This is a genomic window from Calothrix sp. CCY 0018 (assembly GCF_963920925.1).
Taxonomy (GTDB): Bacteria; Cyanobacteriota; Cyanobacteriia; order Cyanobacteriales; family Nostocaceae; genus Rivularia.
The window spans coordinates 161,203-183,183 of the sequence record NZ_CAWUDI010000003.1 but is presented as its reverse complement, the minus strand read 5'-3'; the positions used below and the strand labels follow the sequence as shown (position 1 = coordinate 183,183).

Here is a 21,981-nt window from a genome sequence, read left to right as displayed (position 1 = left end):
AATCCTGCTTCAATCCTCAATCTCCCCGAAGGGAAATTGTTACTGTTTTAATTTCTTGCATGAGCTTTCTTTATAAAGTTTCAATCCTCAATCTCCCCGAAGGGAAATTGTTACTACTTTTATGTTGTGTTTCTTAATCCAAGCGCGTGTTTCAATCCTCAATCTCCCCGAAGGGAAATTGTTACTTTAGTGACGGGGTGCCATTGGGGGCTAAAAAGAAGTCGGCATCCCTGCTCGCCAGAATCTACCTTATAAAAATGAAATATGCTGTATCTGCATCCGGATCGCCATTGGGATTCCCATCGGTGCAATCAAATAACCAAACTGCGTCGTGTCTTTTGGTTGGATCGAAGATGATTGGGTTAGCTTCTTCAAACATTTGCAGTTGGTACTCTTCCTAAGTCTGTACGCAACAAACCGCGATTGTAATAAGCTAAGGCGTATTGAGGATTAAGTTCAATTGCTTTAGAATAATCTGCCATTGCTTGTTTTAATTTTCCCATTTCTAAGTTTGCGTTAGCGCGATTGTTAAATGCTGTTGCGTTATTTGAATCTAGTTCAATTGCTTTATCGTAATTTTCGATTGCTCCTTCTATATCTTTAATTTTGAAGCGATATTTACCGCGATGAATGTAAGCTTTAGGATCTTTGGGATTCATTTCAATGGCTTTTTCGTAGTTTTCATAAGCTTGTTTGGGGTTAAAGAAAGCAAACTGCACTTCATTTTTAAACATAAAAATACAGTAGCAATCGGTATAAATAACTTTTATATATTGAACAAATATTTATATAAATTGCGATTTTTTGCAATAAACATCGATTAATTTAATATTATCTTTGTATCTGATTTTGCAACATATTTGTAACATTTAATTATGGAACAAATATTTTATTCTCCACGTATTTGTATATTTATTAACTTCAATATGTCGAATTTCTAACTTTTTCTTCCCAGATGTGGTGGTAGCAGAATTTAAAAGCCAAAATAGAATATATGGGCTTGATGATAAAAGTCTGACATTCTACATGGAGCGTGCTATCGGTGGTATTACAGGTTAAAAAAGACATCTACGAAGCGAAAACTCAGGAAATCGCGAAGCAGTTATTAAGCGCAACTGGGGAAAATCGTTCTTTATTCTCGGCTTTGCGCGACCAGATGCGCCCTGATGATAAGTTATTAGCATGGGCGATGAGCAATCCTGGTTTGCGGGTGCAGCTATTTAGATTTATCGATGCTCTCCCGGCTTTGAGGAGCAACCCGGAAATTGCCGCGCATTTACAGGAATATCTCGGCGATGATTCGGTAGAATTACCTGCGGCGTTGAAGGGAATGTTAAATTTTGCCAATCCCGATTCGATGCCGGGGAAGGTTGCCGCGACAACAGTTTCTAAAAGTGTGGAAACTTTAGCGCATCGATATATAGCTGGCGAAAATATTAAGCAAGCTTTGAAAAGTATTGAGAGATTGCGTAAGGATAAGATGGCTTTCACCGTGGATTTATTGGGTGAAGCGGTGATAACGGAAGTTGAAGCGCAGTCTTATTTACAAAGATATACGGATTTGATGGCGCAACTAGCCGAAGCTGCTAAGAATTGGAAGAATGTGGCGTTAATTGATGAAGCTGATGGGGAAGCTTTGCCGAAGGTACAGGTTTCGGTAAAGTTGACGGCTTTTTATTCGCAATTCGATCCTTTGGATGATAAAGGTAGTGAAGAGAAGGTAGTTGCTCACATTCGTACTTTGCTGCGTCGAGCTTCTGAGTTGGGTGTAGCCATCCACTTCGATATGGAGCAGTATATTTACAAGGATCTTACCTTGAATATTTTGAAAAAGCTGTTGATGGAGGAAGAGTTTAAACAGCGCACGGATATCGGTATGACGATTCAAGCTTATTTGCGTGACAGTGAAGAAGACGCTACTCGTTTAATTGAATGGGCAAAACAGCGCGGCAATCCGATTACAATTCGTTTGGTAAAAGGCGCTTATTGGGATCAAGAAACCATTACAGCAGAGCAAAAACATTGGCAGCAACCAGTTTATAACGATAAAGCCGCCACAGATATTAATTTTGAGAAAATTACTCAATTATTGTTAGAAAATCATCAATATATATATGCTGCCATAGGAAGTCATAATGTGCGATCGCAAGCTAAAGCGATAGCAATTGCCCAAAGTTTGAATATTCCCCAGCGCAATTTTGAAATGCAGGTGCTTTATGGCATGGGGGATAAAATTGCTAAGGCTTTGGTTGAGCAAGGTTATCGAGTGCGCGTTTATTGCCCTTATGGTGAACTATTGCCGGGAATGGCTTATTTAATTCGCCGTTTATTGGAAAATACCGCCAATTCTTCGTTTATTCGGCATGATATGGAAAATCGTCCTGTAGAAGAGTTGATTTCACCACCAGTTTTAAAAGAGGGGGTAGAGAGGGAAGAGGCAAAAGATAATTCTTCGGAAGCTGCTGCGATTAATTCTTTCAATCCTGCTGCCGATAGCGATTATGCAATGGAGGAATTAAGAATAAAATCTCAAGCTGCTTTTGAAAGCGTCAAAAAAGAACTTGGGAAAACTTATTTACCTTTGATTAATGGGGAATACGTAGAAACTGAGGAAAAAGTTGATTCGGTTAATCCTTCTAATTATTCCCAGGTAGTAGGTAAAGTTGGTTTAATTAATGTCGAGCAAGCTGAAAATGCGATGCAAGCGGCGAAAGCGGCTTTTAAAACTTGGCGTAAAACATCGGCAAAACAACGCGCTGATATTATCCGCAAAGCTGGTGATATCATGGAAAATCGCCGCGCTGAATTATCGGCTTGGATTGTTTTAGAAGTTGGGAAACCCGTGCGGGAAGCGGATGCAGAAGTAAGTGAAGCAATAGATTTTTGTCACTACTATGCTTCCGAAATGGAACGCTTAGATGAAGGTTTTAATTATGACGTAGCTGGAGAAAATAATCGTTATATTTACCAGCCTCGCGGAATTGCCGTAGTGATTTCACCTTGGAACTTTCCGTTTGCGATCGCAACAGGTATGACTGTCGCTGCTTTGGTAACTGGTAACTGTACTTTACTCAAACCTGCGGAAACTTCGGCGGTAATTGCGGCGAAAATAACCGAAGTTTTGGTAGAAGCGGGAATACCCAAGGGTGTGTTTCAATATGTCCCCGGAAAAGGTTCCGTTGTCGGCTCTTATTTGGTAAATCACATCGAAACTCATGTTATCGCTTTTACCGGCTCACAAGAAGTTGGCTGTAAAATTTACGCAGATGCGGCCATGTTAAAACCCGGTCAAAAGCATATGAAGCGGGTGATTGCCGAGATGGGAGGCAAAAACGGGATAATTATTGATGAAAGTGCAGATTTAGACCAAGCTGTTGTCGGTGCGGTACAGTCGGCATTTGGTTACAGCGGACAAAAATGTTCGGCTTGTTCCAGGGTAATAGTTGTAGAAACAGTTTATGATACCTTTATCAATAGATTTGTAGAAGCTACAAAATCCCTTAATATTGGAGAAACAGAATTACCGGGTACTCAAGTGGGGCCAGTAATTGACGATAAATCTCAATCCAGAATCCGCGAATATATCGAAAAAGGTAAAGCCGAAGCCGAAGTTGCATTAGAAATGTCTGCACCAGAAAACGGTTATTTTATCGGCCCGGTAATATTCGGTAACGTACCACCAGATGGGATAATAGCTCAAGAAGAAATTTTTGGCCCTGTAGTTGCCGTTATCAAGGTAAAAGATTTTTCAGAAGCCTTACGAGTAGCTAACAATACCAACTACGCCTTAACCGGGGGACTTTATTCCCGCACACCTTCCCATATTCAACAAGCCCAAGAAGAATTTGAAGTAGGGAACTTGTATATAAATCGTACCATTACGGGTGCAATTGTTTCCCGTCAACCCTTCGGCGGCTTCAAACTCTCCGGAGTAGGTTCAAAAGCCGGAGGTCCCGATTATCTCCTACAATTTTTAGAACCCCGTACTATAACTGAAAACATTCAGCGTCAAGGTTTTGCGCCGATTGAGGGAGCGGAGTGATTGGGAATTGGTAATAGGTAATGGGTAATAGGTAATTGGGGATTGGGCATGGGGCATTGGGAATTTCTACCGCCTCTCCCCCCTCTTCCCCCTCTTCCCTCTGCGCTCTCTGCGGTTGATTAAATCCGTAATTCTGTTAAAAAGAAAATAATCTAAAAAGGCTCGTAGTAGGGCTTTAGCGGCTCTTATCCGGAGGCGCTAAAGCGCTACTACAAACCTATATTCCAGAAAACTAATTCCAAATAACTGATAAATCTAAAATAAATCCCGGTAATACCTCTTCTCCAGATAAACTTGTGGGAAAATTTAATACTTCTACTGCTTGCCCTTGACGATAGATTTCTACTTGACGATTTATATTAAGAAGCCAGCCTAATTTGACACCCGCAGCCATATACTCTTGCATTTTTTTTTGAATATCGCTTAAACCGTCGGATGGCGACATTAACTCCAAGACAAAATCTGGAGCAATAGGAGGAAACTTTTCTCGCTGCTGTGCGCTAAGTGAATTCCACCTTTCTAGCTGTATCCAAGATATATCGGGAGAGCGGTTGGCACCGTTAGGGAGTTTAAAGCAAGTAGAAGAATCAAATACTTTACCGAGTTTAGTTTTGCGGTTCCAAATTACAAATTCCGCGTTCATTTCTGAATTACGATTTCCGGTTTCTCCTCCCGTGGGTGGCATAACAACTAATTCTCCCCATTGATTGCGTTCTAATTTGACATCGGGATTATCATGACATAGTTGGTAGAATTGATTGTCGGTAAATTGAACCACATTATTAAAGTTGATAGCGATAGCAGTCATAACTGTGGATACCTCACAAATCTTAATGTTTAAAAGTTTAATGTTAGATAGCGCCACTAACCAACATAATATAAGAAACAAACAAGATTTAAGATAATCCTATGGCTGAAATCACGGTAAAAGTTGTTGAATGGGAACAGTATCCCGTAATTGAGATCATTAGAAGACGTGTATTTCAAGACGAACAAAAAGTACAAGCCGAGTTAGATTTAGATGGCAAGGATAAATTTTGTCCGCAATTGATTGCTTATTTGGATAATGCTGTGGTGGGTACTGTAAGAATTCGATATTTAGATAGTAAAACGGCGAAAATTGAACGGTTAGCCGTTTTATCTTATGCCAGAGGGAATGGTATTGGTAAAAGATTAATGCTTCATGCTTTGGAAGTTATCGAAAGTGAAAATATAGCCGAAGTTTACATTAATGCTCAAGAATATATCAAAGGATTGCATCAGCAATTGGGTTTCGAGCAAGTTGGTGAAGTTTTTCTAGAAGCCGGAATTCCTCATGTGAAAATGTTGAAAAAAGTTAGGAGTTAGGAGTTATAGGATTTTCGATTTTGCGTTCGCGTAGCGTGTCGGAGACAAAAATTGCGGTGCGAGGGTTCCCCTCGTTGAGCAAACTTTTTAAGACGGATTTTGGATTGAGGATTCAGAAGAGAGTTAGACAAGTTGAGAATTATCCTCTCCCTATCTACCAATTACCGATTACCAATTACCGATTACCAATTCCCATCCTTCATGAAACTGCTGATTCTCACAACAATCTGGCTGCTCGGTGCAATTTGCGATCGCGTTTGGTTTTTCTGGGATAAATCTGTTCCATCTTGGGATCAAGCTGATTATTTAACTGGGAGTTTAAATTATTTACAAGCTCTACAAAATCCCGATTTGTTAAATGGGGAATGGTGGCAAAACTTATGGTTATTGTCTTCAAAAATACCGCCATTTACTTACATCGTCACGGCTTTTGTTCAACATATTTACGGTAAGGGATACGATCAATCCACTTTGGTAATGGTTGGCTTCAGCGCTGTTTTAATCTTATCTGTATACGGTTTAGGCAAAATATTATTTAGCGACACCGTTGGATTATGGGCAGCAGCTTTGTGTCAAGTAATGCCGGGATTGTATCGATATCGTTTGGAATTTCTCTTAGATTATCCCTTAGCAGCAGTAGTAACATTAAGCTTCTTCTGTCTCACATTATGGTTTTTCACTAACTTCCCCCTTCCTTCTTCCCCCTCTCTCCCCCTCTCCCCCTCCCCCCCTCCTCTTAGCCGCGCAATATTCTTCGGTTTATCCTTCGGATTAGCGTTGATGGTGAAGCAAACGGCGCTGTTTTTTCTAATTATTCCGATAATTTGGGTTGTAATTACATCAATACGTAAAGGATTGTGGGGAAGATTATTACAATTAATTGGCGCTTTGGGTTTATCTACATTAATTTTTGGCTGGTGGTATCGTGCTAACTGGCTGCTAATTTTAACTTCCGGGAAAAGAGCAACGGTAGATTCTGCAATTGCGGAAGGTGAAGCACCTTTAAATAGTTTAGATGCTTGGACTTTTTATTGGCATCAATTACCATCACAAATTTCTTTACCTTTATTATTAGTTCCCATCTTTGCCTTATTACTTTATTGGGGGAAAGCCAAGGAAAAGAGAAGAGGGAGAGAGGGGTTAGAATTATCAATTGCTTTGAAATGGCTGGCAATATTTTTAATTGGAGCTTATTTATTATCAAGTTTAAATCCTAATAAAGATTATCGTTATGTATTGCCGTATTTACCAGTTTTATCAGTATTTTTAGCTTATGGTTTAACTCGTTTTCAAAGCAATGCCGGAAAACGCATTCGCTGGGGTACTTTTGGTTTAGCAATTGTTTTAATGCTGTTGAATTTATTTCCTATCGGTGGAATTCCGGGATATTGGATAACTCAAGCTCTGAGCAGTAAAGTACAACATTATCCTTATTTAGGAACAAAACTTCCTCATTCCCAAGTAATTAATCAAATTATCAAAACCGAACCATATTTGTATTCTACTTTGGGAGTATTACCTTCAACTCCACAAATTAACCAGCATAACTTAAATTATTATGGAGCGCTACAAAACTTTCAAGTATATGGAAGACAGGTAGGAATTCAAAAAAGCTTTGTAGAGAAAGACGCACGCTCAATGTCTTGGTTTTTAACTAAATCTAAAAAACAAGGCTCCGTACCCAAAGCACAAAAGCAAATTACCAAAATTGTAGAACAAAGCGGTGATTTTCAGTTAAATAAAACTTGGAATTTACCCGATGGCAGTCTGCTTAAACTTTATCACCAGGAGAAGCCGCCTGTTGTAGTGGAAGTAAGAGGGGGTAGAGGGGGAAGAAATAAGAATAATATAAGTTTAGAAAAAGTTGAAGTGCCGGAAGTAGCACCATCGGGAATTCCGGTTCCCGTAACTTATATTTGGGAAGGAAATTGGGAAGAATTAAGCAATGGTTTGGTGTTAATAACTTGGAAGAATAACAATAATCCAAAATTCATACATGACCATGCAATTGCGTTAGGAAAGCTGTATCCTTATAGTATCAAACCAGTGGGTAAATTCCAAGTTACCGAAAGAATGGCAATGCTACCACCTGCCGATATCAAAAATGGGAATTATACCTTAGAAGCGACTTATCTCAACAGATTAACCCAAGAAACTTATCCTATTAAACTTCCAAAAGTAACTCTACAAATTGATTCCCAAGCAACACCTACGCCAGCACCAGAATTAGATTTACCTACACAATTGCGTAGCTTAGCAGCCAATTTACCTCAAGGAATCAAAGCATTCAATAAAGTATTTGAAGAAATCGGACGCATCAATCAATACGACCCAAATCAAGATTACTTAGTACAAACACGTAAAACTTTAGAATATCGCTTTGGGCAAGAGAAAAACCTGAATTACGCTTATAGCATTGCATTAACCAACATATTGCAGCAAAAAACAGAAAGTGCGATCGCATCCCTAAAAACAGTAACTCAACTAGATGCAAATAATCCCTATGCTTGGGCATATCTAGCATTCGTACAGCTTTACGACTTCCAAGGAGCTGCCGCAGAAAAATCCCTACAGCCAGCCTTAGCAAAGCTACCAGATGTTACGGAGATTCAATACTTATCAGGAATAGCTGCACTACAGCAAGGTAAATTAATTAAAGTATGGCAGGTTGTGAATCAATTAAGGAATGGGGGATAGGGCATTGGGCATTGGGAATGGGAGTAGAATTTCTAATTCCTAACTCCTAAAGCTTTTAATAAAATCCTGATAATTGTTTCTAATTCTTCAGTAACGCGATATAAATTAATACCTTCTTTGATAAGTTTTTGTTCGCGATATAATACGCCAAATTGCCAGATATTACCCGTCGTTACTGCTCCTAAAATTTCAGATTGATCGGAATCAATCCATTGGTCTAATGCTATCATTTCTGTAGTTAATTGCGTAAACCCTCTGTTAATATCTGCTTGTTTAGCTTCAATAACGATTATATTAGTTATCGAACGCAATAAATAATCTAACTTTCCCTGTAGTAGATTACTAACCTTAATTGGATACTCTATTTTTAATTTTGCGCGAGAATAATGTATTAAATCTGTTATAATCGGTGCTATCAGTATTTCTCTACGAGTCGCTTCATTTTCTAAATCAACATAAGGCAATATTTCTTCAATACGCAACTTTAAATCAGTGATTCTATCTAAATTTCCAGAATATTGCGGTAAATTAATAAAATTTCGTTCAAAAGAATAACCAAATTCAGCTACCAAATCATCCGCTGAAAATCCTAATTCAAAGTAATTACTAAAAGTATAATAACGATTAGAATCAAGTAACGGTTTACGACTCATTTTTTTTCTCTTCCCTATTGTAGGGTGTGTTACTAGGCTGTTGACTTTGATAGAATTTCTCGGTTTTTATTCATACAAGTTTTATGCCGGTAGCAACCATAATCTTTCTCCCTCACCCCGCCCTGAAGGGCACCCCTCTCCCAAACTTGGGAGAGGGGAAAGGGGAGAGGGCAATATCTTGAACACCAACACGTTTTTTGCATGAATTTTTATGCTTAAAAAATGTACAGAGTCAACAGCCTAGTGTGTTACGGCAGGAGTAAATATTGTTCGAGGTTAATATATAAATAATGCCGTAACGCACCATTTTACAATTACCAATTACCCTACAAAGTATAGTAACTCAAAATCCGATAAACCTCATCTACCGCATTGTCTCTACTAAATTGAAATTCCTTTGGTAAATCATCACCAGAAATCCAAACTTTAATTTCGGCATCCAAATCTATAGTACCAGCGCTTTCCTTACTAAAATATTTAATTGACTTATAGGGAATCGATAAAAACTCAGTTTTTTTACCCGTCATTCCTTGCTTATCAATCAAAATAATTCTTTTATTTGTAAAAACAACCAAATCTCTAATTAACTTAAAGGCTTTATGCATACTTTCTCCTTCAATCATTAAAGAAGCAAGTTCATTCTCTAATTTCTCCGGATTTACCTCAGATGCATTACCCATCATGCCGCTGAAAATTCCCATAATCTTACCTGTAATTAACAATAAATTTGGTTGATTCTAACTTATAAAATATGAGATTTACGAAAGCCCCCCTTTTTCAAGGGGGGTTGGGGGGATCTAATTGTGTGGAATAACAAATAACCTTCAAAAAAGGGGTTGGGGGATGCAATTGCGTGGAATAAAAATAACCTGGCGATTAAAATCACGGCTACACAGGCAAAACCTGCCTCCGCAGGTTTAAAAATCTAAATTTTACAAAACTTGGCGGTTTCAACCTCCGAATAATTTTCAAATTGATACAAATCTCACTTCGTCTGAAAAATATTCTGCACCATCTTCTTATCAGTATTCGCCGCAGCCTTATCCAATTCTGCAACCTCCCCAGCATCCAATTGCCAACCCAAAGCCCCAATATTCTGCCGTGCTTGCTCTGCATTCTTAGCCCCAGGAATGGGAATTGTCCCCTTACAAATACACCAATTAATAGCCACCTGAGACATCGTTTTATTTCTAGATTCTGCCACTTCTCGCAAACAATCCAACAACGATTTAGCGCCGGGAATTAATTGTTTAAATAGAAAATTTCTAATCCCTTGAGGATATTTACTTTTATCTGTATATTTCCCCGTCAAAATCCCCAAACACAAAGGGCTATAGGCAATTAATTTTATTCCCAATTCGTCGCAAACTTCCTTAACTCCCAACTCAGTAACTGGATAAGTTGATAATAATGAATACTGTACCTGTAAAGTTGCGATCGCGATTCCCCTTTCCGCAAATCTCTTATGTACCTTCCTCAATCTTTTAGTACCATAATTTGATAAACCCACCCCCTTAACCAAACCTTGCTCGTACAAATCTCCCAACCCATCCAATAAAGCCCACTCTTGCCAAGGAAAATAATTCGCAGTTGACCAGTGCATTTGTACCAAGTCAACATTTCTATCCAAACGTTTAGCAGAAGCTTTACCAGCAGATACCATTGCACCTCTAGTTAACCTCCAGGGATAAGCAGCGAGCTTGGTAGCAATGCAGATATCGTTTTTATTTACACCGTCATATTCTTTAGTAAAACGTCCTAAAAGCTTTTCGCTCTGCCCGTTGAGCTTTCCCGTACCGTAGGAATCACCAGTATCAAATAAAGTTACACCGTTGCTGACACAAAGATTAAATACTTCTTGTAAATCATCATCCATGCTTTGACTGTATCCCCAAAGCACCTTGTTACCCCATGCCCAAGTACCGCAACCCATTGTAGGAAATAAAATTTGGTTATCCATCTTTAAATTAGTTTTAAATTAGTTGTAGATGTTCCTAATATTATTATTTATTAAAAGAGTAACGGTTCGATTCTTACTTGTATTTACAAAAGACTAAGAAATTCATCTACACTTAAACCTGCTTGACGGATTATGGCACGCAAAGTACCTTTATCTAATTCCTTGTGATTTGGAACAGTTACTGTTGTTCTAGGTTCTTCTCGAATTAAAATAATATGACTTCCACGCTGTCTATCTACAAAATAATTTACTTTTTCTAAAGCTTTTATACATTCTGCACCAGAAATAACAGGTAACTGACTCATACTACTACAATTTCAATTTCATCTTCTGGAACAAACTCACCTCTATCTTCTAAAACTTCAATGTAAAGTGATATAGCTTCTTCAATATTTCCTAAAGCTTCTTCACGAGTTTTACCTTGACTAATACAGCCAGGTAAACTAGGAACTTCAACAACAAAATAACCATCTTCACCGGGATAAAGTAATACTTTACGTTGTGATTTTGTTTGAGATTGTGACATATTTATTACTTATTATCTTGCATAAGATAATTGTAACTCATACAATATTTTTATATGCTATTTTTTAAGACATTATACTTTTAATAAAACGATTCCCATATCTGTCTATCAACAATTTCGCCATTTAGTAGTGTTACATTTTGCAAAGTTATTTTACCCACCTCGTTATCTCTCATCCCAAGGCAAATCAAACGGATTATATTCAACACCAAACCTTATATACCTTTCCAAATATTCATTATCAACATGAGTATGATTTAACATTCCCATATAATCTTTCCTTGGCTTTGCTGGTGCAAAGTCTTTTGTTATCTCATAAATATTGATGTAAGCATATTCAAAATCCGCTATTGCTTCAATTTTATTTATCGCTTCACGAACTCCCTTAAAATCCACAAAATAAAATTCTTCTGCTTCTAGCAAATACACGGGATATTCTTCAAAATTAATCGATTTTATGATCTGAATATCCCTAATCTCTTCTGGAATCAACTGAAAATAATTATCAGCATCAAAATTTTTTAGAAAAACTCCAGATATCCACTTGTGATTACCATTCACCGCTTCAATATAATTTATTTTTATAAATACAATTATTTTGTTATTTAACCTCTATTTAATTCTAATTTGATATTTATCCCCAAACTCTTCCTTTCGATAGTTGTATAATCATTTTTGCAAATACAATAGAGCCAATTCATAAAATTAACCAATCAAACTTCAAAAATGTGGTCATAGTTGATACATAAACACTTATACTAGGCACGGCACTATAAAAGCTCAAATACGTCAATCATCCTGACGTGATAATTTTGCTGCATAAAATGAAGCAAATTAACGGGCATTCAATCAAATTTTTATAGAGTAAGCAGACATACCTGTAGACTAATGACGAAACAATTTCACAATCAAAGTTTACAAGTCAGCGCAAGACTAGCTAACTTATTCAGAAAGCTAAGTGAGATAGGTTCATTGAAACGGCTACTCAAGCGCAGTCTTCCACTTGTATTTGCAATATCATTTGCTACGGTATTATTACTTGATAATTTGCCATCGGTGGCACAATTTCCTCCGTCAGCAACTATAGTTCAACCCGAATTATCGCTACCGGAAATATTGCTACCGGAAATATTGCAACCCGATATTATTCAACCGGAAATATTGCAACCGAGAAAGCTTCCCCGTCAAGAAATTCGCGGGGTGTGGATGAGTACTAATGATTTCAATATTCTTAAAACTCGCTCTGGAGCTAAAGATGCTGTAACTAAGTTGCGGCAATTGAATTTTAATACTATTTATCCCGTCGTATGGAATTCTGGTTATACTAAATTTCCTAGTTATACAGCCAAACGCGCTGGCATTCCCTTTTTCTTCAAAGGTGCGGATGGACATGATGTTCTTGCAGACTTAATCGAACAGTCGCACCGTCAGGGTTTATTAGTACTTCCCTGGTTTGAGTTCGGTTTTATGGTTCCGGAAACATCGGAATTAGCTTTAAATCATCCTGAATGGTTGACGCAAAAACGCGATGGAAGTCTAACTTCTAACAGTGCTGCGGGTGAGGTTGCATGGTTAAATCCTTTTCATCCTCAAGTACAGCAGTTTATTCAAAATCTGGTTTTAGAAGTCGTCAGTCAATATGATGTTGATGGCATCCAATTTGATGACCATATGAGTTTACCTCGTGACTTCGGTTATGACAAGTACACCGTTGCTTTGTATACTCAAGAAACCGAAAATCCACCACCAGCCAATTCCGCTGATGAAGCATGGGTAAAATGGCGTGCTGATAAAATTACGATGTTTATGTCACAGCTTAATCAAGCGATAAAAGCCAGAAAACCTTATGCAATTTTCTCTGTATCTCCTAATTACTACGATCACGCTTATAAATTACAGTTACAAGATTGGCTCAACTGGGTACGTTTGAGTATTGTAGATGAATTAGTGATGCAGGTTTATGGCAACGATTTAGCAAGGTTTACCAGCAAAATTAACCGTCCAGAAATTATTGAAACCAAACAATATATACCTACTGGTATCGGTATTATGGCAGGTTTGCGAAATCGTCCAGTTTCAATGCAGCAAATTCAATCTCAAGTACGAGCAGCGCAAGAATATGGTTTGGGTGTAACTTTCTTTTATTATGAAAGTCTGTGGAATTACGCTCAAGAAAGTGTCGAATTGCGGCAAGCTGGATTTAAAGATTTATTTCCCCGCTTTGCTCGTCGTTCAAGAATTTAATGATACGATTTTTTGGAATAATTAGCAATAATTAAGAAACCCGGTTTGTTGAAAAACCGGGTTTTTAAATACCTTCTTATCTATTACCAATTACCAATTACCAATTACCTAATTCTCTTCTTCACGAAATAATTCCATCAATCCAATCGTACCCACAAAAAAAGTATACACGCTATACTTATACCAAATTTTATCTTTGGAACTAGCATTAAAAGCTGCGATTATTGCCTCAACTAAATGCGCTGCAACGGCAACACGCTCAATCCAAAAAATTGGTTTAATACTCGAAGGTATAATTAGATTGTTTTGTATCGCGTAAATATTCCATAGCTCCAGCAAGATAGCACCTATCATTAAAACTGTAGAAATAATTTTGATCGCAAATAGATTTTTCTTCATTAGCCAAAATTTAGTTTAATAGTTAATATGTGAGACTATCGTATCATCTGTTGAATAATTCAAATTCGATAAGTTATAAAATATCAGGATGCTACCCCTCCACCCAATTTCAGATTTTATCGACACCAATCATAAAATCAACAATTCACCCCCAACCTATTTTTATCAAGGATTTGCTTCTAATGGCGAATTATTACAACTCCCTCGTACTCAAGAAGCAGAATTAATCGCTTTTGGTTTAATGCGACAACTAGCTAATAATGAAATGTATTCCCGTGAACCAAAAATGTACGGAATATTATTAGTAGAATTACCAAGCGGTGAAAAAGGCATACTCAAAGCTTTTTCGGGATTGCTTAATGGTAGCAGCATTATTGAAGGTTGGGTGCCACCAATTCCCGGTAGAGAAGAAGTTGTATTAGAAGAAAGTCGCACTTTAGCAGAATTAGAAGTTATTAAACAAGAGATTATTCAACTTAAACAATTAAGTCAAAGAAAAGAATATCAAACTTTAACTTTAGAATTTGAGCAACGTTTGCAAGAAATGAGTAAGCGTCATCAACTTAGCAAACAACAACGCGATGAAAAACGTCAGTTATTTTACAAAAGTTTGAGAGAAGAAGAATTAAAGTTAAATATAGAGTTAGAAAAACTCAAAGAAGAAAGCCGTCAACAAGGAATTGAAAAAAAGCTACTCAAACGACAGCGCGATGAAGTATTACAACCGCTTCAAATAGTAATAAATAACGCCGATATGCGGATTCGGGAATTAAAGCAGCAGCGCAAACAAATATCCCGAAAATTACAAGCACAGATGCATGAGGCTTATTCGCTAATGAATTTTCTGGGTAATGCGTCTAGTTTGCAGCAATTAATGCCCCAAGGCTTACCCACTGGTACCGGAGATTGCTGTACGCCGAAATTACTCCATTATGCTGCAATTAATAAATGGAAACCATTAGCGATCGCCGAATTTTGGTGGGGAGAATCAACTGTTGATAAAATACCGGGAGAATTCTACGGTGCTTGTGTCGAGCGCTGTCAGCCATTAATGGGTTTTTTGTTATCGGGTTTAAAATCTAATTCCTATCTCTCATTGGCTTTAAGCCCCTCCCCTCCTAGGGGAGGGGTTTGGGGAGAGGTTCCAATTATCTATCAAGATGAATGGTTAATTGCTGTGAATAAACCATCCGGTTTACTATCAATACCGGGAAGATATCATCACAATCAAGATAGCGTTGTCAGTCGCTTAATTAATTCATTACCCGATGGCGAAAATATTGCAGCGGTGCATCGATTAGATATGGATACTTCTGGTATTTTACTGTTAGCAAAAAATCAAGAAATTTATCGTTTATTAAGCAAGCAGTTTGAGCAAAGGCTAGTAAGTAAAATTTATGAAGCCGTACTTTCAGGTAATCTAATTGTTGATAAAGGAACGATTGAGCTACCATTGTGGGGAAATCCCGAAAATCGTCCTTATCAAGAAGTTAATTACCAACTTGGTAAACCTTGCATAACTAAATTTAAAGTTGTAAATAAACAAGGTAATTACACCCGCGTTGAGTTTATTCCTTTGACAGGAAGAACTCATCAATTAAGGGTTCATGCTGCTGATACCAACGGTTTGGGTATGCCTATTTTAGGAGATAAACTTTACGGGTGTAATTTAGTTGCAAGTCGGCTGCATCTTCATGCCAGAGAACTTTCATTTGAGCATCCGTATTTACAAGAAAAAATATATTTGAAAGTGGAAGTGCCGTTTTAATATTAGGGAACAGGGAGCAGAAAATAGTGCAATAATATCATTAATTCCAATTACCAATTACCAATTACCAATTACCCAAAAATATCGCCATCATTGCAACACCAATCATAATTATCAACATTACCTTACCACCAGGTACAAGCGGTTGATATTGATTGTACTTATCTCGCACTCTCCAAGCAATTGCCGCAGGAATTACACCTCCCAAAATTGAAACGCTGAAGGTGCCAGCATAATCCAAAGCTGTAAAAAAGATGTTGGGATTAATCGCAGAAAAACCCACTGGAGGAAATAAAATCAGCGAAATTAACGGTAAACTTACTTTAGGAGTATCCGCAAACAAATTCATATCTCTGAATAAATCCCGCAACCCATAAAAAAATCCAATCAAAGACGTTGCGATCGCAAACTCGGAAAACACGGTAACTAAAATCCCCAACCATTGCCCAGCATCACCAGCACGTAACACTTGCAAAGGATCGAATACATTACTACTACCCGAAATATTCTCTAACATCGTCGGAGTTACGCTGCCCAAAATCACCGCATTCCACAGCAAAAACATTATTAGCGGAATTGCCGAGCCGATAACGATAGATTGACGTACCTTTGGCGCATCTCCTTCTAACTGAGTGACAACCACCGGCACAATATTATGAAAAAACAGCGCCACTAACATTACCGATAACGCCGGAGGAAGCGCCCTCCAATTTTGAGATAATAAAGAAGTCGGATGTACCCTATTAATACCTAACACCAGCAACCCGATAAACGAAATGATAACCACTCCAACAAAAAAGCTATTTAATTTCTCAACAAATCTATCTTTTCCCAGATATAAAATAACGCCAAATATCAAAGCAAAACCAGTACTTCCCATCCATGTTGGTAATAGAGGTATATCCCATATTCCTTCAACCGCAGAGATTAAAATTGCTCCACCTTGAGAAACATAAGCTATTAATAAAGCATAGTGGTAAAATAAATACGCGCCACCCGTTACCCGCGCTCCCGGTTTACCCAAAGTACTTTCCACCATAGCCAGTAAACCATTATTGGCGCGTCCATAAAAACGCATACCGTTTAAAGTCACCTCTGCAATCAGCAAAGCCGACACAACAGTATACAGCCAAACACCTATCAACAAAGCCGTCGAAGGTAAAACACCAGAAGGTAAAGTCACCGCAGGTAAAGCCAAAATCCCCGCACCCACAGTAGTACCCGCAATCAAAGCCGTACTTCCAACAACGCTACCTGGTTTATGAATTAGTTTATTTTCATCAAAAGATAAATTAGAAAACAACCGAGTAGTTGAAGAAATATCCGACTTGTCAATTGTCTTCATAAAAATAAATATAAAGTTGTATTAAATATTTTAGCAAAATGTTGAGCATTGCTTCAAATTGAGGATACCTCACCCCCATCCCCTCTCCTTGTTAAGGAGAAGGGTGTAATATCAAAAACCCATTACCAATTTATATATGTACGGTGCAAATCCAAACGAAAAACATCCGATGAAGGGATTTCCGCAAATCTGCTTTATCAAAAATACAATCATAAATCCGAATATAATTATTGGCGATTATACTTATTACGATGACTTAGAAGATTCCGAAAACTTCGAGCGTAATGTTCTTTATCATTTTCCTTTTATTGGCGATAAATTAATTATCGGTAAATTTTGCGCTTTAGCAACAGGTGTAAAATTTATTATGAATGGTGCAAATCATAAAATGTCGGGCTTTTCTACTTATCCTTTCCAAATATTTGGTAATGGTTGGGAGAGAATTATGCCGCAGTTAGATGAGTTTCCGAATAAAGGCGATACTGTAATTGGTAATGATGTTTGGATAGGTTATGAAGCGGTAATTATGCCAGGAGTTCAAATTGGTGATGGTGCAATTATTGCGTCAAAATCAGTTGTTGTTAAAAACGTTTCGCCATATACAATAGTAGGCGGAAATCCAGCCAAAGAAATTAAAAAACGCTTTGCGAATGAAGTTATTGATACGTTATTAGAAATTAGTTGGTGGAATTGGGATATTGATAAAATTACCCGCAATCTTGAGAAGATTGTTGGTGGTGATATTGAAGGTTTGAAAAGTTGTGAGTAAATAATTAATTTCTTGTAGGGGAGGCAAATTGCGGTGTAGATTTTCTTCCCGCAATATTGCCGTTGTGTTACGGCACGAGTAATACATCTTGCAGGTTACAATTTAGCTCAGCCGTAACGCACCATTTATTTAATTACCAATTACCAATTACCATTTCATTTTAACCATAAATACTGTTGGGTTACGGCGCGAATTTAACTTATAATTATCAATCAAATTGACTCGTCGCACCTAACCCAACCTACAATAATCAGCAATTATCAATTACCAATTACCATTGATTCTTTTGAATGTTTAGAAATATCTAAAAAGGAACATTTTTCTAAAGGAGAATCGAATAAATGCAGGTCGAATTCATCGGATAAATCCTCAAATACTTTAATACCTCTAACGCTATTACCTCTCTTATCAATTAAAGGAGAAAACACAGCAATACCAGCTTTATCTGGAATTACACCAATTATTCCTCCTGAAACTCCGCTTTTTGCCGGAATTCCAACTCTATAAGCCCATTCACCAGCATAATTGTACATACCACAGGTATGCATGACGCTCAAAATATCTCTGATATAGCAGGATTTTACTGCTTGTTGTTTTGTGATTGGATTAATACCTCGATTTGCCAAAGTTGCAGCCATCACTGCTAAATCGTGACAGTTAACAACCAAAGAACATTGTTGAAAATACAGGTCTAAAATTTCGTCAATATTGTTATCAATTATGCCAAAATTAAGCAGTAGATTCGCTAAAGCGCGATTGCGATGTCCGGTAGCTCTTTCAGACATAAATACAGGAGCATCAATAAATACATCGTGTCCAATATAGCGACGGAACATATTTAGCATACGATTCAGCTTATCAGTAGCACTTGAGCCTTTGATTAAACCAGCAGTGGCGATCGCTCCAGCATTAACCATCGGATTATCGGGGCGTTTAGAATTTTCATCCAAGCGAATTACCGAATTGAAAGGATCTCCCGTAGGCTCAACACCAATTTTTTCTAGCAATATTTGGCGGTTACAATCCTCTAATGCCATGCCATAGACAAAGACTTTAGATATAGATTGAATCGTAAAATGTTCTTGACTATCTCCGACTTGAAAAACTTCCCCTTCCTTAGTAACAATAGAGATTGCAAACCAATTTGGATCGGCTTTGGTTAATTCGGGAATATAGCTAGCCAAAGAGCCTGAATCTAAAAGACGATATTTTTCATAAAGATGCTCAATAAATTCTGGCAAGTCAGACATATTATATTTAGCTTGTTTGTTTAACTGACTTTTATCTTGGCATAAAACGAACTCTTAATAAGGTCAAAGGTTAGAGGTTAAAGGTCAAAGGAGATTATATTTCCTTTGCAGTTGTAGGTTGGGTTAAAGACGCACAAATAAATTGGATGGTTGACGAAAAATATAAATGCGACTTTAACCCAACATCAGGGTTTTGATTGCAGTCATCGTAATAATATCTCGTTTCAACCATAAATTATGTTGGGTTACAGCGCGAATCTAATTAATAATTATTTATCAAATTTACTTGATGCGCCGTGAAGCCAACCTACAAGTTACTACAAATTACAAACTAATCATTAACTCAAATGGTTTACCTGATTTCTTCGGCTTCCATCCAGCTTTAACCGCTTGATTTATCCATAATGCTACTTCCGCAGGTGTAACTGGTTTCATTTGAATTGAATTACAATCATCAATAACTGGTCTATCAGCCATTATTATTAATTTTGAACCCGTTCCTTCAGCGTGTTCGACTGCAACATTAAGATAGTTAATGTAAGGTTGTCTTCTAATTAACCAAATGAAATTTTCTCCATCTACAGTTATTTTTCTTGAGCCTTTTTTTGGTATACCCATAATTATTGTTACTTGTGAAATGTACAAAGGTAATGTTGGGTTACGGCGTATTTAATTTAAAATTGTGAATGAAATCTATCGTGCGCCTAACCCAACCTACGAATTAACAATAAACTCAAATGGTTTACCAGGTTTTTTCGGTTGCCATCCAGCCTTAACTGCTTGATTTATCCATAACTCTACTTCCGAAGGTACAACTTTTGATTCGCTCATATTCAACCAATTTTTAGGATGAGGTTTATCAGTCATTATTATTAATTTTGAACCGGATTCTTCTGCGTGTTCGACTGCTACATTTATATAGTCAATATAGTAAGCTTGAGAATAAGTTGCTTTTCTTCTTATTAACCAAATGAAATTTTCTTCATCTACAGTTATTTTTCTTGAGCCTTTTTTTGGTATACCTATAAATATTATTTCTCTATTATTGATATGAAAAATCTTGTGGTACGGGCATCCCTGCCCGTTTGAACGTTATTTTAACAATAAATTATGTTGGGTTACGGCGTATTTAAGTTAAAATTATTAATTTAATTTACCGTGCGCCTAACCCAACCTACAAACTACAAACTAACAACTAACAACTATCAACTAACTCCGATTAATCTGAATCAAATCTGTCAAAATACTATCCAAGCTACCGTTAACTTGAATTTTTTCAATCTTTTCAGAAATCCTTTCTAATACTTCTAATTCTTTCAATCTTAATGCAACGGGGTTATCCTCCATAACTCTTGCGGTATTTAACATACTGCGAGTTGCAGCAGTCTCTTCTCTGCGTCGTACTACATTGGCTTGCGCTGATTTTTCGGCTTCTACAACTTTGCTCAAAATAGTTTTGATTTCTCCAGGAAGAATAATGTCTTTCACTCCCACCGAATCAATTTCTATTCCGTATTCTGCTGCTTTGGGACGAATATATTCGGCAATACTGTTATCAATTGCTCCTTTATCTTCTAACATTTCATCTAAAGTTTTTTCACCTACAGCAGCACGTAAAGCAAACTGTAATTCTTTGTACAAATAACCAATGAAATCTGACAGTCCATTTTTTGCTCTCAATGCATCTTGGATGCGAAAACCAGCAGTTAAGTTCAAACGCAGAGGTACTTTATCTTTCGATAAAATATCTTGTCCGGAAACCTCCATATTTTGTAAACGTAAATCAATGACTTCGCTTTGAAATGAACGTCCAAACACCCACCATGCATGAATTCCTGAGTTAAGCTGCGCCTGAAATTCTTGGTTTACATACAATAAACCGATGTGTTGCGCGGGTACTTGACAAAGGTGCAAACAGCTACGACTCAAGGCTACAGTTTCAGGTTTACCGGAAACTAATTCAGCTACCATTACAGGTGACAATTTTGCATCATTACTAATATCGATAATTTCGACATCAACACCCTGCCAAAACAGCTTGCGACTAGTTGGAGGTAGTATGGCGATCGCTCTACCTTGATACCTCACAATTGCCACCTGTTGAGCAACCGTTTGTACCGTCTCGCAATAAGCTGCAACAAACTCTGGATGTCTCTCAATTAAAACTTCTTCAAGGGGAAATTGCGGATTATGCACCAGACGATTCATTGCATAATATGTAATCTCCTTATCTATCGTCCAAAAAGCATATTCGCCAGGTTCGAGAGGACGCAAAAAGTTATTTTGTACGTATAATAAACCGATTTCAAATTCTTTAACTAAAATTTTCTTTAACCCGCTAAAATTAAATCCACGCAGTTGCTGCACAAATTGATTGGGTAATTCCAAACTTTCTTCTAAGTTAAAGATATGCGATTCAACTTCAATAAAACCGCGCCAAAATGCTCGCAATTGATTCGGTAAAACAGTTATCCATTTTTGTCCGATTCGTACCAAAGCAGCTTGATTAAAATTGGTATGCACTATTAAAAGATGCTCTTGCAGTTCCGCAGCATTATCTCTTAACAACAATTCTAGGTTTTCAATGTTTGCTTCAGGCTGTTTTAAATCAAAAGTGACAACCCGCCAATATCGACCAAAATAAGTATAGGTTCCAGAAGTTAGAATCTTCTTGAAATCGCTACGGTTATACAAAATTCCAATTTCACCAGGCTTAATATAGAAAGTTTTCCACATAGGTATTTTTATAGATAGCTTAGGCAGACGCAGCCGAGAGAAAAATCTTGATAAAAACATTTATAGAAGGGAATGGGTAATTGGTTCTAATTACTTAAGTATTCATAACCTGCGGAGGCAGGTTTTGTTTGTGTAGACGCAAATTCTATTTGCCGGGTTATCCTCCATATACCTACAATGTAATATGCATGCTACATTATAAATCAAAAACTCCGCAAATGTAAATGCAGTTAGGTTCCGTCGCG

The 21,981-nt window shown here is 37.4% G+C and carries 21 protein-coding genes; 6 read left to right on the top strand and 15 right to left on the bottom strand.

Annotated elements, in window-relative coordinates; all coding sequences use genetic code 11:
* Positions 1-244: 244 nt before the first annotated feature.
* Complete coding sequence (locus ACM03V_RS03455) at positions 245-379, bottom strand: hypothetical protein (RefSeq protein ID WP_414619354.1); 135 nt, start codon at positions 377-379, stop codon at positions 245-247.
* On the bottom strand, positions 372-734 hold the full coding sequence (locus tag ACM03V_RS03450) for a tetratricopeptide repeat protein (RefSeq protein ID WP_414619353.1): 363 nt from the start codon (positions 732-734) through the stop codon (positions 372-374). Before ACM03V_RS03450 ends, ACM03V_RS03455 begins: the two co-directional genes overlap by 8 nt.
* 308 nt (positions 735-1,042) lie before the next feature.
* On the opposite strand from ACM03V_RS03450, the gene pruA reads away from it, so the two are divergent.
* The gene (gene pruA, locus ACM03V_RS03445; protein WP_414619352.1) at positions 1,043-4,042 is read left to right on the top strand and encodes an L-glutamate gamma-semialdehyde dehydrogenase; all 3,000 of its coding nucleotides are present in this window, start codon (positions 1,043-1,045) and stop codon (positions 4,040-4,042) included.
* Between the two features lie 232 nt (positions 4,043-4,274).
* Here pruA and ACM03V_RS03440 read toward each other — a convergent pair whose 3' ends face one another.
* Positions 4,275-4,850: a Uma2 family endonuclease gene (locus tag ACM03V_RS03440; protein ID WP_414619351.1), complete on the bottom strand. Its 576-nt coding sequence runs from the start codon at positions 4,848-4,850 to the stop codon at positions 4,275-4,277.
* 101 nt (positions 4,851-4,951) lie between these two features.
* Between ACM03V_RS03440 and ACM03V_RS03435 the strand changes: the two genes are divergently transcribed.
* Positions 4,952-5,389 carry a GNAT family N-acetyltransferase gene (locus tag ACM03V_RS03435; protein ID WP_414619350.1) on the top strand — a complete coding sequence of 146 codons (438 nt, stop codon included), beginning with the start codon at positions 4,952-4,954 and terminating at the stop codon, positions 5,387-5,389.
* 201 nt (positions 5,390-5,590) lie between these two features.
* The gene (locus tag ACM03V_RS03430; protein ID WP_414619349.1) at positions 5,591-8,086 is read left to right on the top strand and encodes a phospholipid carrier-dependent glycosyltransferase; all 2,496 of its coding nucleotides are present in this window, start codon (positions 5,591-5,593) and stop codon (positions 8,084-8,086) included.
* Positions 8,087-8,118: 32 nt separating this feature from the next.
* On the opposite strand, the gene ACM03V_RS03425 is transcribed toward ACM03V_RS03430, so the two are convergent.
* The 6 genes from ACM03V_RS03425 to ACM03V_RS03400 form a co-directional block, all read right to left on the bottom strand.
* The gene (locus tag ACM03V_RS03425; RefSeq protein ID WP_414619348.1) at positions 8,119-8,739 is read right to left on the bottom strand and encodes a hypothetical protein; all 621 of its coding nucleotides are present in this window, start codon (positions 8,737-8,739) and stop codon (positions 8,119-8,121) included.
* A gap of 326 nt (positions 8,740-9,065) precedes the next feature.
* Positions 9,066-9,440 (bottom strand): PH domain-containing protein, encoded by a 375-nt coding sequence (locus ACM03V_RS03420; protein WP_414619347.1) that lies wholly within the window; start codon positions 9,438-9,440, stop codon positions 9,066-9,068.
* A gap of 284 nt (positions 9,441-9,724) precedes the next feature.
* The gene (locus ACM03V_RS03415; protein WP_414619346.1) at positions 9,725-10,699 is read right to left on the bottom strand and encodes an aldo/keto reductase; all 975 of its coding nucleotides are present in this window, start codon (positions 10,697-10,699) and stop codon (positions 9,725-9,727) included.
* A gap of 83 nt (positions 10,700-10,782) precedes the next feature.
* The gene (locus tag ACM03V_RS03410) at positions 10,783-11,004 is read right to left on the bottom strand and encodes a type II toxin-antitoxin system HicA family toxin (protein WP_414619345.1); all 222 of its coding nucleotides are present in this window, start codon (positions 11,002-11,004) and stop codon (positions 10,783-10,785) included.
* Complete coding sequence (locus ACM03V_RS03405; RefSeq protein WP_414619344.1) at positions 11,001-11,225, bottom strand: type II toxin-antitoxin system HicB family antitoxin; 225 nt, start codon at positions 11,223-11,225, stop codon at positions 11,001-11,003. Before ACM03V_RS03405 ends, ACM03V_RS03410 begins: the two co-directional genes overlap by 4 nt.
* Before the next feature lie 165 nt (positions 11,226-11,390).
* Positions 11,391-11,786: a hypothetical protein gene (locus ACM03V_RS03400; RefSeq protein ID WP_414619343.1), complete on the bottom strand. Its 396-nt coding sequence runs from the start codon at positions 11,784-11,786 to the stop codon at positions 11,391-11,393.
* A 327-nt stretch (positions 11,787-12,113) separates the two neighbouring features.
* Here ACM03V_RS03400 and ACM03V_RS03395 point away from each other — a divergent pair, with 327 nt between their 5' ends.
* Positions 12,114-13,469 (top strand): glycoside hydrolase family 10 protein, encoded by a 1,356-nt coding sequence (locus tag ACM03V_RS03395; RefSeq protein WP_414619342.1) that lies wholly within the window; start codon positions 12,114-12,116, stop codon positions 13,467-13,469.
* A 108-nt stretch (positions 13,470-13,577) separates the two neighbouring features.
* Here the strand turns inward: ACM03V_RS03395 and ACM03V_RS03390 are convergent, their stop codons facing one another.
* Positions 13,578-13,868, bottom strand: a complete 291-nt coding sequence (locus tag ACM03V_RS03390) for a hypothetical protein (protein WP_414619341.1) — start codon at positions 13,866-13,868, stop codon at positions 13,578-13,580.
* An 88-nt stretch (positions 13,869-13,956) separates the two neighbouring features.
* Between ACM03V_RS03390 and ACM03V_RS03385 the strand changes: the two genes are divergently transcribed.
* Positions 13,957-15,636, top strand: coding sequence for a pseudouridine synthase (locus ACM03V_RS03385; RefSeq protein ID WP_414619340.1), 1,680 nt, complete (start codon positions 13,957-13,959; stop codon positions 15,634-15,636).
* A 64-nt stretch (positions 15,637-15,700) separates the two neighbouring features.
* Here ACM03V_RS03385 and ACM03V_RS03380 read toward each other — a convergent pair whose 3' ends face one another.
* Entirely contained in the window at positions 15,701-16,981 is a 1,281-nt protein-coding gene (locus tag ACM03V_RS03380; RefSeq protein WP_414619339.1) for an amino acid permease, read from the bottom strand.
* Positions 16,982-17,117: 136 nt separating this feature from the next.
* Between ACM03V_RS03380 and ACM03V_RS03375 the strand changes: the two genes are divergently transcribed.
* The gene (locus ACM03V_RS03375) at positions 17,118-17,750 is read left to right on the top strand and encodes a Vat family streptogramin A O-acetyltransferase (RefSeq protein ID WP_414619338.1); all 633 of its coding nucleotides are present in this window, start codon (positions 17,118-17,120) and stop codon (positions 17,748-17,750) included.
* 260 nt (positions 17,751-18,010) lie between these two features.
* Here the strand turns inward: ACM03V_RS03375 and glsA are convergent, their stop codons facing one another.
* From glsA to ACM03V_RS03355, 4 genes are all read right to left on the bottom strand, one after another.
* The gene (glsA, locus tag ACM03V_RS03370; protein ID WP_414619337.1) at positions 18,011-19,000 is read right to left on the bottom strand and encodes a glutaminase A; all 990 of its coding nucleotides are present in this window, start codon (positions 18,998-19,000) and stop codon (positions 18,011-18,013) included.
* A gap of 324 nt (positions 19,001-19,324) precedes the next feature.
* On the bottom strand, positions 19,325-19,618 hold the full coding sequence (locus ACM03V_RS03365; RefSeq protein WP_414619336.1) for a hypothetical protein: 294 nt from the start codon (positions 19,616-19,618) through the stop codon (positions 19,325-19,327).
* A gap of 96 nt (positions 19,619-19,714) precedes the next feature.
* Positions 19,715-19,867, bottom strand: a complete 153-nt coding sequence (locus ACM03V_RS03360) for a hypothetical protein (RefSeq protein WP_414619335.1) — start codon at positions 19,865-19,867, stop codon at positions 19,715-19,717.
* 342 nt (positions 19,868-20,209) lie between these two features.
* Entirely contained in the window at positions 20,210-21,736 is a 1,527-nt protein-coding gene (locus ACM03V_RS03355; protein WP_414619334.1) for a slipin family protein, read from the bottom strand.
* Between the last annotated feature and the right edge of the window lie 245 nt (positions 21,737-21,981).